The sequence below is a fragment of the Bacillus sp. SJZ110 genome (genome assembly GCF_006715455.1).
GTDB lineage: Bacteria > Bacillota > Bacilli > Bacillales > Bacillaceae > Bacillus > Bacillus subtilis.
Map to the genome: position 1 here is coordinate 25,655 of NZ_VFNF01000004.1, position 13,614 is coordinate 39,268.

The following is a 13,614-nucleotide window of genomic DNA, read 5'->3' on the forward strand; positions in this document are numbered from 1 at the left end:
ATTTGAAACCCCTCAGCCTGCTCTAGTATAATAGGGTGGTTGAGGGGTGAATTTATGTTAGCGTCAAAAATGCGATGGGAAATCCAGCGACCAGATCAGGATAAGGTCAAATCACTCACAGAACAATTGCATATAACACCTCTTGTTGCGTCCCTGCTTGTAAAAAGAGGCTTTGATACGGCAGAAAGCGCTAGGCTGTTTTTACATACAAAGGATGCCGATTTTTATGATCCTTTTGAAATGAAAGGCATGAAAGAAGCGGCAGATCGAATAAAACAGGCGATTTCACAACAAGAAAAGATTATGATATATGGCGATTATGACGCCGATGGGGTTACAAGTACGTCAGTGATGCTTCACACGCTGCAAAAACTGTCGGCTCAAGTTGATTTTTATATACCTGACCGTTTTAAAGAAGGATATGGACCTAATGAACAGGCGTTTCGTTCGATTAAAGATCGGGGCTTCTCTTTGATCATTACGGTTGATACAGGAATTGCCGCTGTGCATGAAGCGAAGGTGGCAAAGGAACTCGGACTGGATGTCATCATTACCGATCATCATGAACCGGGACCGGAGCTTCCGGATGTCCATGCGATCGTCCACCCGAAGCAGCCTGGCTGCACTTACCCGTTTAAAGAGCTTGCCGGGGTTGGAGTCGCGTTTAAGCTTGCCCACGCTTTATTGGGTGAACTTCCTGATGAACTGCTTGACCTGGCGGCTATCGGCACCATTGCCGATCTAGTCCCGCTGCATGACGAAAACAGATTAATTGCAACACTAGGACTTGAAAGGCTTCGACGGACAAATCGGCTCGGCTTAAAAGAGCTGATTAAGCTGTCAGGCGGAGACATCGGAGAAGCGAACGAAGAAACAGTCGGATTTCAGCTCGCACCAAGGCTGAATGCCGTCGGAAGAATCGAACAGGCGGATCCCGCTGTTCATTTGCTTATGTCAGAGGATTCGTTTGAAGCGGAAGAGCTTGCCGCAGAAATTGACCAGCTGAACAAAGAGCGCCAAAAAATGGTCAGCAAAATGACGGATGAAGCGATTGAAATGGTTGAACAGCAAGGGCTCGATCAAACTGCAATTGTCGTGGCCAAAGCTGGATGGAACCCGGGAGTCGTCGGGATTGTGGCTTCAAAGCTTGTGGACCGCTTCTACCGACCGGCCATTGTTCTTGGCATTGATGAAGAAAAGGGAATCGCTAAAGGTTCGGCCCGAAGCATCAGAGGCTTTAATTTATTTGAGAGCCTTTCTGAATGCAGAGATATTCTTCCTCATTTCGGCGGCCATCCAATGGCTGCGGGGATGACGCTGAAAGCTGAAGATGTGCCGGATTTGCGAAGCAGGCTGAACGAAATAGCGGACAATACGCTTACGGAAGAGGATTTTATTCCCGTACAGGAAGTCGACCTTGTCTGCAGCGTCGAGGACATTACAGTTGAAAGCATCGCAGAAATGAACATGCTGTCTCCTTTTGGCATGCTTAACCCGAAACCGCACGTTCTCGTAGAAAACGCAGTACTGGAAGATGTCCGCAAGATAGGGGCAAATAAAACTCATGTCAAAATGACGATCAGAAACGAGTCGTCCCAGCTTGATTGCGTCGGTTTTAATAAAGGCGAGCTTCAAGAAGGCATCGTACCGGGTTCAAGAATTTCCATTGTCGGTGAGATGTCAATCAACGAATGGAACAATCGAAAAAAGCCGCAGCTTATGATAAAGGATGCCGCTGTTTCTGAATGGCAGCTGTTTGATTTAAGGGGAAAACGGACGTGGGAAGACACAGTTTCCGCCCTTCCATCTGCTAAACGGGCCATTGTCTCTTTCAAAGAAGACTCAACAACATTACTTCAAACTGAAGACCTTCGCCGAGAAGTGCACGTCATCAGTTCTAAAGATCAAGCAAAGGCGTTTGACCTCGATGGTGCATATATTGTATTACTGGATCCGCCGCCTTCGCTGGACATGCTCGCCCGTTTGCTGGAAGGCAAGGCGCCTGAGCGGATATATTTTATTTTTCTCAATCATGAGGACCACTTTTTATCAACTTTTCCCGCAAGAGACCACTTTAAATGGTATTATGCGTTCTTGCTGAAAAGAGGCGCTTTTGACGTGAAAAAACACGGTTCAGAGCTTGCAAAACATAAAGGCTGGTCCGTTGAAACAATCAATTTCATGACAAAGGTGTTTTTTGATCTCGGTTTTGTTAAAATAGAGAATGGTGTGCTGTCTGTTGTGAGCGGAGCAAAGAAACGCGACTTAACAGACTCACAAACATATCAGGCGAAACAGCAGCTGATGGAACTGGATCAAAAGCTGAATTATTCTTCTGCTGAAGAGCTGAAGGAATGGCTGAATAAGCTGATGAAACAAGATTCAGAGGCTTATGAAAGTACGAGGAGGACATAAAACAGATGGATTTAAAACAATACGTAACAATTGTACCGGATTACCCGAAAGAGGGCGTGCAATTTAAAGATATTACGACACTGATGGATAAAGGCGATGTATACCGCTATGCCACAGATCAAATTGTTGAATATGCGAAAGAAAAGCAAATTGATTTGGTCGTTGGCCCTGAAGCGCGCGGCTTTATTATCGGCTGTCCCGTTGCTTACGCGCTTGGCGTAGGTTTTGCGCCGGTCCGCAAAGAAGGCAAGTTGCCTCGTGAAGTAATCAAAGTGGATTATGGCTTGGAATACGGAAAAGACGTATTAACGATCCACAAAGATGCGATTAAGCCTGGTCAGCGTGTGCTTATTACAGATGACCTGCTTGCGACAGGCGGCACAATTGAAGCGACAATCAAACTTGTTGAAGAACTTGGCGGCGTTGTTGCTGGTATCGCTTTCTTAATCGAGCTTTCTTACCTTGACGGCAGAAATAAGCTCGAAGATTACGACATCTTAACATTGATGAAATACTAAGGATAACCGCATAACGAAAAAGCACTCCATGTCAGGGTGCTTTTTTCCTATTGTTTTGCATTTATTTTATATAATATTTGGCTATTTGAACTTCTGCTCTTTACATCTTTCGTTTTTTTCTTGATAATAAACTACAATACAGTTTACATTTTAAAAAAGGTGATTCCATGGCGAACGAACAAGTATTGACTGCCGAGCAAGTTATAGATAAAGCGCGCAGCTATCTATCTGATGAGCATATCGCATTTGTCGAAAAAGCATATCTGTACGCTGAAGATGCTCATCGCGAGCAATACCGCAAATCGGGCGAGCCATATATTATTCATCCGATTCAGGTTGCGGGGATTCTCGTCGATCTTGAAATGGACCCTTCCACAATCGCGGGCGGATTTTTGCACGATGTCGTGGAAGATACAGATGTGACGCTCGATGACCTGAAAGAAGCATTTTCCGAAGAAGTGGCAATGCTTGTAGACGGCGTAACGAAACTCGGCAAAATTAAATATAAATCTCAAGAGGAACAGCAGGCGGAAAATCATCGCAAAATGTTTGTCGCTATGGCTCAAGATATCAGGGTCATATTGATCAAGCTGGCGGATCGTCTTCACAATATGCGGACACTGAAACATCTGCCTCAGGAAAAACAGCGGAGAATCTCCAATGAAACGCTGGAAATTTTTGCTCCTTTGGCGCATCGTCTCGGGATTTCAAAAATTAAGTGGGAATTGGAAGATACGGCGCTCCGTTATTTGAACCCTCAACAATATTACAGAATTGTCAACCTCATGAAGAAGAAACGTGCAGAACGTGAGCTTTATGTTGATGAGGTTGTCAATGAAGTGAAGAAACGTGTCGAAGAAGTAAATATCAAGGCTGACTTCTCGGGACGCCCGAAACATATTTACAGCATTTATCGAAAAATGGTGCTGCAAAATAAGCAATTCAATGAAATTTACGATTTGCTGGCTGTCCGTATTCTTGTGAACAGCATAAAGGACTGCTACGCGGTGCTTGGCATCATTCACACATGCTGGAAACCGATGCCCGGCAGATTCAAAGATTATATCGCAATGCCGAAGCCGAATATGTATCAATCGCTTCATACAACGGTTATTGGGCCTAAAGGCGATCCGCTTGAAGTGCAGATCCGCACCTTTGAAATGCATGAAATAGCGGAATACGGGGTTGCGGCTCACTGGGCTTATAAAGAAGGAAAAGCAGCCAATGAAGGTGCAACCTTTGAGAAAAAGCTTTCTTGGTTCCGTGAAATTTTAGAATTTCAAAATGAATCGACAGATGCAGAAGAATTTATGGAATCGCTCAAAATTGATTTGTTCTCTGATATGGTGTATGTCTTTACGCCAAAAGGAGATGTAATCGAGCTTCCGTCCGGTTCTGTTCCGATTGATTTTTCTTACCGGATTCACTCTGAAATCGGCAATAAAACAATCGGTGCCAAAGTAAACGGAAAAATGGTTACGCTTGACCATAAGCTTCGGACAGGTGATATCGTTGAAATTCTCACCTCTAAGCATTCCTACGGTCCGAGCCAGGATTGGGTGAAGCTTGCCCAAACATCCCAAGCGAAGCATAAAATCCGTCAATTCTTTAAGAAACAGCGGCGTGAAGAAAATGTCGAAAAAGGCCGTGAGTTGGTCGAAAAAGAAATTAAAAACCTGGATTTTGAATTGAAGGATGTTTTAACGCCGGAGAATATTCAAAAGGTTGCTGACAAATTTAATTTCTCAAATGAAGAGGATATGTACGCGGCGGTCGGTTACAACGGCATTACGGCTCTGCAGGTGGCGAACCGCCTAACAGAAAAAGAGAGAAAGCAGCGCGATCAGGAAGAACAGGAAAAGATCGTTCAGGAAGTTACTGGGGAACCTAAGCCGTACCCGCAAGGAAGAAAACGGGAAGCTGGCGTTCGTGTCAAGGGCATCGACAACCTCCTTGTCCGTTTATCAAAATGCTGCAATCCTGTGCCAGGTGATGATATTGTCGGCTTTATCACAAAAGGCAGAGGGGTTTCGGTCCATCGCGAAGACTGTCCGAATGTCAAAACGAATGAAGCCCAAGAGCGGCTGATCCCGGTAGAGTGGGAGCATGAGTCACAGGTTCAAAAGCGCAAAGAATACAATGTTGAGATAGAGATTCTTGGGTATGACCGCCGCGGATTGCTGAACGAGGTGCTGCAGGCAGTGAATGAAACGAAAACAAATATTTCATCTGTCTCTGGCAAATCGGATCGCAATAAAGTGGCAACCATTCATATGGCGATTTTTATTCAGAATATCAATCACTTGCACAAAGTCGTCGAGCGTATTAAACAGATTAGAGATATCTACTCTGTGCGCCGCGTCATGAACTAAAGGGGTTAGAAAATGAGATTAGTTGTTCAGCGAGTAACAGAAGCAAGCGTTACAGTGGACGAAGAGGTCGTCGGCCAAATTGGACAAGGCCTCATGGTGCTGGTCGGCATCACTCATGATGATACAGAAGATGATGCAGCTTATTTAGCCGATAAAGTTGTCAATCTCCGTATTTTCGATGACAGTGAAGGAAAAATGAATCTGTCTCTTGTAGATATAGGAGGAGAGATTTTATCCGTCTCACAGTTTACGCTTTATGGAGATACGAAAAAAGGGCGCCGGCCGAACTACATGAACGCGGCCAAACCTGATAAAGCTTTAGGTCTTTATGAAAAATGGAATGACCTGCTTCGTGAAAAAGGAATCAAAGTGGAGACCGGAACGTTTGGAGCAATGATGGATGTTCAGCTTACAAACTCCGGACCGGTTACGCTCATTATGGATTCAAAATAAAAAAAGCTGCCAAAAGGCAGCTTTTTTTATTGGAAGTATTTCTCTAATCCGCTTTCGATCCCATCTGTTACTTTTTCTTGGTATGAATTGCTATGTACAATGGCTTCTTCCTGCGGATGGCTTACATATCCCAGCTCGTACAGCATAGCGGGCTGTCTGTTTTCCCGGAGCACATAATAATCTCCGAATAATACGCCGCGGTCTGGAATGGAAGAACGCTTCACCACTTCTGAGTGGACATCTGATGCGAGTTCCTGATCTTTGGCAGGACTGTAGTAATATGCTGTACTGCCTCTTGTAGAGGTATCCGCATAGCTGTCATAATGAATGCTGATAAAGGCGTCAGCGTTACGGTAGTGAGAGGTAGAGACCCGTGACTGCAGGCTGACAAAGGTATCATCCTGGCGTGTCACATATACATCCGCTCCAGCCGATCTAAGTTTGCTGGCGAGCAGTTTTGCCGTTTTGATCGTCAGGTTTTTCTCGAATTTCCCCGAATACCCGATCGTTCCGCTGTCTTTTCCTCCATGTCCCGGGTCAACAATAATCGTTTTATTGTTTAGAGAGCCGTTTCCAGACGGGGAATCAGAGACTGGCGGTTCACCTGCTTCTTCTGCGCTTTTAGACGTTTGGACCACCCAATTGGCTACATAAGCAGTTTGCCCGTTATCAAGCTTTATTTCATACCAGCTTCCCTTTGAACCGGTAATGGTGTATGAATCTCCTTTGGCAGCACGCTCAACGATTGAAGCTGATGTTGACGCATCACTTCTTAGATTCGTTCCTCCGTACATGATATAGGCTTTTTTAGCGGAGGATGAACTGCCGGCATTTGCTGAATCATCAGCTGGAACAGAACTAGTCAAAAGGTAATGGCTTGCAACCCAGCCTTTTAGCCCGTTCACCTCAATGTGAGCCCAGCCATTTTTCTCGTTGAGAACCGTCAGTTTCGTTCCGCGATCAAGTTTTGTTATAATTGCCGCGTCATGTGAGGCGGAGGCTCTTACATTTAGCGAAGAAACACCGACTGTGCCCGTCGTTGACGCACCGGAATCCTCGGTTTGGTCACTCTCATCAGACGCTGAACTGCTGCCTCCTGATGTGACATATTCAGATGATACCCACCCGGTGGCACTGTGATAGGATATCTTGATCCAGCCCGAATCTTTATCAATGACAGATGCTTGGCTGCCTTGCGGGAATTTGCCGATGACTTCGTAGGAAGTGCCCGGGCCGCTTCTCATCCGCAGATCGGGGTCTGTTGATGTCACAGTGTCACTGCTTCCTGAGGAGCTTGTGCTGGCCTGGTCTTCCTTTGTAATAAGCCAGGAGACTACCCAGCCCTTTTCTCCGGAACCAAGCTGTATCTGCACCCAGTCTCCATCTTCCTTTAAAATCGGATAGCGTTCTCCCTTTTTTACTTCCGCTGTAATGCCGTAGCTAAGCCCAGGGCCGCTTCTGACGTTCATTTCATCTGTTGCGATGACCGCTTCTCCTTGAGCAGCTGTAACGGATGAAAAGGTCGGGAATAGCGCTGCGGTGAAAATAATACATACAATAAGGACAAAGTATTTCTTGTTCATTGTGTCCTCCTTTCTGATGATCATTAAAAAAGCATTCTTGTTTAATATCGTAAAGTCCTTTCTGATTTTTAAATAAAAATAAAATGATTTGTTTATACTAAGCGTAAATACAATCAAAAAGGTGTGCAAATCATGAAATATCATCCAAAAATGGGACGTGCATTTCACGACGGTGAAGCGAATCTGCATTACAGCGATCACGCAGATCCCGATACGACTGGTTATCTTACGGAAACAGCATCTGAATTTGGTCTTATGTCCAAAGAAGCAGCGCTGAGGAAAAACAACCGGAATAAAGCTTGACAGAGAACCCCAATCCCATTATTATAATAGAAATTGAGTACATAGCAAATGATGAAAGATTTGAACCAATAATGGAGAAGAGTAGGTCAGATTGCATGATTAGAGAGGAACCCGCCCCAGGCTGAAAGCGGATCCCATTGCGTCTTTCTCGAAACAACACTCCGGAGGTTTCCTGCTGAACGCGTGAATAACGCCATTAGGCAGTGAACGTGAACCTGCGTTAAAGGATCGAGCGGGAATATGAACGTATTCCAACTAGGGTGGCACCACGGGTATAACTCTCGTCCCTACTATCATGTATAGTAGGGGCGAGAGTTTTTTTCATTTTCATCATTAACGATCATTGGATATTTTATAAGGAATACATAAGGAGGTCTACCTATGGGATATAACATTCCGAGAGGAACACAGGATATTCTGCCTGGAGAATCAGATCGCTGGCAGTATGTTGAACAAATTATGAGAGACACTTGCCGCACTTATCAATATAAAGAAATCCGCACACCGATTTTTGAGCATACAGAACTGTTTGCCAGAGGCGTCGGAGAATCAACGGATATCGTACAAAAAGAAATGTATACCTTCGAGGACCGCAAAGGCAGAAGCCTGACGCTTCGTCCGGAGGGAACAGCTGCTGCGGTTCGCGCTTTTAATGAAAACAAGCTGTTCGCAAATCCTGTACAGCCGACAAAGCTTTATTATGTCGGGCCGATGTTCCGTTATGAACGTCCTCAGACGGGCCGTTACCGCCAGTTTTATCAGTTTGGAATTGAAGCGATTGGTTCGAAAGACCCTGCAATCGACGCTGAAGTAATGGCGCTTGCGATGAGTATTTATGAAAAAGCAGGTTTAGAAAACGTTAAGCTTGTCATAAACAGTCTCGGCGATCAAGATAGCCGCAAAAGCTACAGAGAAGCGCTCGTGAAACACTTCGAGCCTCGCATCGAAGAATTTTGTTCAGACTGCCAGTCCCGTCTGCACACGAACCCGCTTAGAATCTTGGACTGCAAAAAAGACCGAGATCATGAGCTGATGAAATCGGCACCTTCGATTTTGACATATTTAAATGAAGAATCAGCCGCTTATTTTGACAAAGTGAAACAATACTTAAATGATCTTGGCATTTCGTATGAAATCGATCCGAACCTTGTGAGAGGGCTGGATTATTACAACCACACCGCATTTGAAATTATGAGCAATGCGGAAGGCTTTGGCGCGATTACGACACTTGCCGGCGGCGGACGCTACGACGGGCTTGTCGAACAGATCGGCGGACCTGAAGCACCGGGCATCGGATTTGCGATGAGCATCGAACGCTTGCTTGCCGCAATTGATGCTGAAAAAAGAGAGCTGCCTGTTGATAAGGGAATCGACTGCTATATCGTCACACTCGGCGAAAAAGCAAAGGATTATTCTGTTTCATTGGTGTACAAACTGAGAGAAGCAGGCATTTCCAGTGAAATCGATTATGAAAATAAGAAAATGAAAGGCCAGTTTAAAACAGCTGATCGCTTAAAGGCCAGATTTATTGCGATTTTGGGTGAAGATGAGCTTGCCCAAAACAAAATCAATGTAAAGGATGCACAGACGGGCGAACAGATTGAAGTGGCACTTGATGAATTTATACATGTGATGAAGGCAAACCAAAAGGGATAAGGAGTGAAACGCATTGTTTGGAAGAACATATTATTGCGGTGATATAACTGAAAAAGCAATTGGCGAATCTGTAACGCTGAAAGGCTGGGTCCAAAAAAGACGAGACCTCGGCGGATTGATTTTTATTGACTTGCGTGACCGTACGGGAATTGTTCAAGTCGTTTTCAACCCTGATGTGTCAAAAGAAGCGCTTGCTGTTGCGGAAGGCATCAGAAATGAATACGTGCTTGATGTTCAAGGAAAAGTAGTGGCGCGGGAAGAAGGAACAGTCAATCCGAATTTGAAGACAGGTGCGATCGAAATTCACGCTGACGGAGTGACAGTACTAAGTGCTGCAAAGACGCCTCCATTTGCGATTTCTGATCAAGCAGAAGAAGTGTCAGAGGACGTTCGTTTAAAACACCGTTACTTAGATTTGCGCAGACCGGCTATGTTTCAAACGATGCAGATGCGTCATAATGTGACGAAAGCTGTCCGCAGCTTTTTAGATGAAAACGGGTTTCTTGATATTGAAACGCCGATTTTAACAAAAAGCACGCCTGAAGGCGCACGTGACTACTTGGTGCCGAGCCGTGTGCACGAAGGTGAGTTCTACGCGCTGCCGCAGTCTCCGCAGCTATTTAAACAGCTTCTGATGGTATCAGGCATTGAACGGTATTATCAGATTGCCCGCTGTTTCCGTGATGAAGACTTGCGTGCGGACCGCCAGCCTGAGTTCACGCAAATTGATATTGAAATGTCCTTTATGAGCCAGGAAGACATTATGTCATTGGCTGAGGATATGATGGCAAAGATTATGCGTGAAACAAAAGGCGTGGAAATTAAGCTTCCTCTTCCTCGAATGACGTATGACGAAGCAATGAACAAGTACGGTTCTGATAAACCGGATACGCGTTTTGACATGCTTTTGACAGATGTGTCTGACATTGTGAAGGATACGGAATTTAAAGTATTCTCATCAGCTGTAGCAAACGGCGGTGTGGTCAAAGCCATCAACGTAAAAGGCGGTGCCGGAGATTACTCCAGAAAAGACATCGATGCTCTTGGCGCTTTTGCTGCAAACTATGGGGCGAAAGGACTTGCCTGGGTGAAAGTTGAAGCAGACGGAGTGAAAGGACCGATCGCTAAATTCTTTGATGAAGAAAAGCAGTCTAAGCTGATTGAAGCACTTGATGCTGCTGAAGGTGATTTGTTGCTGTTCGGAGCGGATCAATTTGAAGTTGTGGCCGCATCACTCGGCGCGCTGCGTTTAAAGCTTGGGAAAGAGCGTGGGCTGATTGACGAAAACCTGTTCAATTTCTTATGGGTCATTGACTGGCCGCTATTAGAGCATGATCCGGAAGAAGGCCGTTTCTACGCAGCGCACCATCCGTTCACAATGCCTGTCCGGGAAGACCTTGAGCTGATTGAAACAGCGCCTGAAGACATGAAAGCACAAGCTTATGACCTCGTCTTAAACGGCTATGAGCTTGGCGGCGGTTCAATCCGTATTTTCGAAAAGGATATTCAGGAAAAAATGTTTGCGCTTCTCGGCTTCTCACCAGAAGAAGCGGCTGAACAGTTCGGATTCCTGCTGGAAGCATTTGAATACGGCGCTCCTCCGCACGGCGGAATCGCACTTGGCTTAGACCGTCTCGTTATGCTTCTCGCAGGACGTACGAACCTGAGAGATACGATTGCATTCCCGAAAACGGCAAGTGCAAGCTGCCTGATGACAGAGGCGCCTGGAGAAGTAAGTGACGCTCAGCTTGACGAGCTTCATCTTTCTATCAAGAAAAAAGTTAAGAACTGAATGTGCAGTTCGATTCTTGAAAATCAAAATCGTCTGTGATATGATTTTGACAAGTTAAATAAAGTCCTGATGTGTTAGTTGTACACCTAGTTTTGACCGAACATTTTTTTGATTTGGGAGCCCGCATTTTTAAATGGCGTACATGCCTCTTTTCATTCGGTAAAGAGGACTTACAAGATTTAAAAGAGGGCACCCACCTGCTGAGAGCGGGTTCAAAACAAAGGAAAGCTGCAACGGCACTATTGGGACTTTATTTTTTGTGCGCAGAAAAACGGCTGCTCATGGATCAGCCATTTTATAGATGAAACCAGAATACGAATGTGGAGTGAGGTTCTTGTTACACCAGTTTTCACGCAATGAATTAGCTATCGGAAAAGAAGGCCTTGAAACGCTGAAAAACAGCACAGTTGCTGTGCTTGGAGTCGGAGGAGTTGGGTCGTTCGCGGCGGAAGCGCTCGCGCGGTCAGGCGTCGGCCGCATTCTGCTTGTCGACAAAGATGATGTCGACATTACAAATGTAAACCGTCAGCTTCACGCGCTGCTTTCAACTGTCGGACAGCCGAAAGTTGATTTAATGAAGGCGCGGATCGCAGACATTAACCCGGAGTGTGAAGTAATCTCGTTAAAAATGTTCTATACGGAGGAAACGTATGAGCAGTTTTTTGACTATGATCTTGACTATGTCATTGATGCGTCAGACACCATTTGTTATAAAATTCATTTAATGAAAGAATGTCTAAAACGGGATATTCCGCTCATCTCCAGCATGGGTGCTGCAAATAAAACGGATCCGACACGCTTCCAAATCGCTGATATCTCAAAAACGCACACTGATCCAATTGCGAAGGTCGTCCGTACGAAATTACGCAAAGAGGGGATCAAAAAAGGCGTCCAAGTGATTTTCTCTGATGAAAGCCCGATTGTCATTCGGGAAGATGTCAGAAAAGAAGTGGGAAATGACGAAGCGAAAATCCGTAAAGCAAAAATGCCGCCTTCCTCTAATGCTTTTGTGCCGTCAGTTGCAGGTTTGATTATGGGCGGACATGTTGTCATGGATCTTTTGAAAGACATAGAAATCAAACGTGTGAAGGATAAATAATGTATAAAAACAGCCTTGATGATCAAGGCTGTTTTTGTTTTATTTTCTTTTCATTAATTTATCATACACCTGCTTTAAGGCGGATTCGAATTTTCCTGTCTGTTTCGGCTTATAGTATTGCTTATTTTTCAGAGAATCAGGGAGGTATTGTTGTTCGACCCAACCGCTGTCGTAATTGTGCGGGTATTTATAGTCGATTCCTCTTCCTAATTCCTGAGCTCCTTTATAATGCGCGTCTTTTAAATGCTTCGGGACATCACCAATTTTTCCGGCTCTGATATCTGCCAGGGCCTCATCGATTGCCAGAATGGCAGAGTTTGATTTCGGTGAGAGGCAAAGCTCAATAACTGCGTTGGCCAGCGGGATTCGCGCTTCAGGAAACCCGACTCGCTCAGCGGTCTGAATAGCGTTCAGCACTCTAGGGCCGGCTTGCGGGCTTGCTAAACCGATATCTTCATAGGCGATAACAAGCAATCGTCTTGCGATGCTCTCCAGATCACCGGCTTCAATTAATCTAGCCAAATAGTGAAGAGCAGCGTTGGCATCAGAGCCGCGGATCGATTTTTGAAAAGCGGACAGTACATCATAATGCGCGTCACCATCTTTATCGTGAGAAAAGCTTTTTTTCTGCAAGCATTCTTCCGCGGTTTCTAATGTAATGTGAATTTCACCGTCTGCTGACTCCTTCGTTGACAACACGGCAAGCTCAAGCGCATTTAAAGCGGAGCGGACATCTCCTCCGCATCCGTGGGCAAAATGCTCCATCGCCTGATCATCAATGGATACAGAATAGGTGCCAAGGCCCCGATGCTCATCATGGAGCGCGCGTTCCAGTGCCTGTTTAATCAGATCAGGTGTTAACGGTTCAAGCTCAAAAATCTGGGTCCGGCTTCTGATCGCCGGATTAATGGCATGATACGGGTTAGCCGTCGTTGCTCCGATCAAAATGATCATCCCGTTTTCTAAATAGGGTAATAGAAAATCCTGTTTTCCTTTATCCAGCCTGTGGACTTCATCCAGAATCAAAATCACTTGGCCGGACATCTTGGCTTCCTGAGCTACGATTTCCATATCTTTTTTATTGTTAATGACAGCATTCAGCTTTCGAAAAGCAATACTTGTTGAACCGGCGATTGCTGTTGCGATTGATGTTTTTCCAATTCCGGGCGGCCCGTACAAAATCATGGATGACAAATGTTTTGCCTGGACCATTCTGCCAATAATTTTATCTTCAGCCACCAGATGCTGCTGGCCGATAATATCCTCTATTTTTGTCGGACGCATCCGATATGCCAATGGCTTCATCTATCATCTCTCCTTACTTAATTACAGGGTAACGGAAAACCGTACATTAGAAAAGGGTAAAGGCCCCTTTCCTTCTGCCTCAATGAAAATTCGCTGAAGGTATGTTATAATAACAGTT

Annotated in this window: 10 protein-coding genes, 1 other RNA gene and 1 other annotated feature; of the genes, 9 read left to right on the forward strand and 2 right to left on the reverse strand. The window is 45.1% G+C overall.

What is annotated here, in order from left to right:
- The first annotated feature begins 54 nt into the window (after positions 1 to 54).
- The 4 genes from recJ to dtd all read left to right on the forward strand — a co-directional run bounded on the left by recJ (position 55) and on the right by dtd (position 5,758).
- Entirely contained in the window at positions 55 to 2,415 is a 2,361-nt protein-coding gene (gene recJ, locus FB592_RS12400) for a single-stranded-DNA-specific exonuclease RecJ (protein WP_015714440.1), read from the forward strand.
- A 5-nt stretch (positions 2,416 to 2,420) separates the two neighbouring features.
- On the forward strand, positions 2,421 to 2,933 hold the full coding sequence (locus FB592_RS12405) for an adenine phosphoribosyltransferase (protein WP_003229745.1): 513 nt from the start codon (positions 2,421 to 2,423) through the stop codon (positions 2,931 to 2,933).
- Positions 2,934 to 3,100: 167 nt separating this feature from the next.
- Positions 3,101 to 5,305 (forward strand): GTP diphosphokinase, encoded by a 2,205-nt coding sequence (gene relA, locus FB592_RS12410; RefSeq protein ID WP_003229747.1) that lies wholly within the window; start codon positions 3,101 to 3,103, stop codon positions 5,303 to 5,305.
- A 12-nt stretch (positions 5,306 to 5,317) separates the two neighbouring features.
- Positions 5,318 to 5,758 (forward strand): D-aminoacyl-tRNA deacylase, encoded by a 441-nt coding sequence (dtd, locus tag FB592_RS12415; protein ID WP_004398689.1) that lies wholly within the window; start codon positions 5,318 to 5,320, stop codon positions 5,756 to 5,758.
- 26 nt (positions 5,759 to 5,784) lie between these two features.
- On the opposite strand, the gene FB592_RS12420 is transcribed toward dtd, so the two are convergent.
- Entirely contained in the window at positions 5,785 to 7,341 is a 1,557-nt protein-coding gene (locus FB592_RS12420; RefSeq protein WP_029727135.1) for an N-acetylmuramoyl-L-alanine amidase family protein, read from the reverse strand.
- Positions 7,342 to 7,473: 132 nt separating this feature from the next.
- On the opposite strand from FB592_RS12420, the gene FB592_RS12425 reads away from it, so the two are divergent.
- From FB592_RS12425 to FB592_RS12445, 5 genes are all read left to right on the forward strand, one after another.
- Positions 7,474 to 7,644 (forward strand): YrzK family protein, encoded by a 171-nt coding sequence (locus tag FB592_RS12425; protein WP_004399157.1) that lies wholly within the window; start codon positions 7,474 to 7,476, stop codon positions 7,642 to 7,644.
- Positions 7,645 to 7,703: 59 nt separating this feature from the next.
- Positions 7,704 to 7,936 (forward strand) — a binding site (T-box leader).
- Positions 7,937 to 8,025: 89 nt separating this feature from the next.
- Positions 8,026 to 9,300, forward strand: a complete 1,275-nt coding sequence (gene hisS / locus FB592_RS12430) for a histidine--tRNA ligase (RefSeq protein WP_038829644.1) — start codon at positions 8,026 to 8,028, stop codon at positions 9,298 to 9,300.
- Positions 9,301 to 9,313: 13 nt separating this feature from the next.
- Complete coding sequence (gene aspS, locus FB592_RS12435; protein ID WP_015714438.1) at positions 9,314 to 11,092, forward strand: aspartate--tRNA ligase; 1,779 nt, start codon at positions 9,314 to 9,316, stop codon at positions 11,090 to 11,092.
- Positions 11,093 to 11,152: 60 nt separating this feature from the next.
- A non-coding RNA gene (gene ssrS / locus FB592_RS12440) (6S RNA) lies at positions 11,153 to 11,345 on the forward strand.
- A gap of 81 nt (positions 11,346 to 11,426) precedes the next feature.
- Entirely contained in the window at positions 11,427 to 12,191 is a 765-nt protein-coding gene (locus FB592_RS12445) for a tRNA threonylcarbamoyladenosine dehydratase (RefSeq protein WP_014480428.1), read from the forward strand.
- A 39-nt stretch (positions 12,192 to 12,230) separates the two neighbouring features.
- Here FB592_RS12445 and FB592_RS12450 read toward each other — a convergent pair whose 3' ends face one another.
- Entirely contained in the window at positions 12,231 to 13,496 is a 1,266-nt protein-coding gene (locus FB592_RS12450) for a replication-associated recombination protein A (RefSeq protein WP_014480427.1), read from the reverse strand.
- Between the last annotated feature and the right edge of the window lie 118 nt (positions 13,497 to 13,614).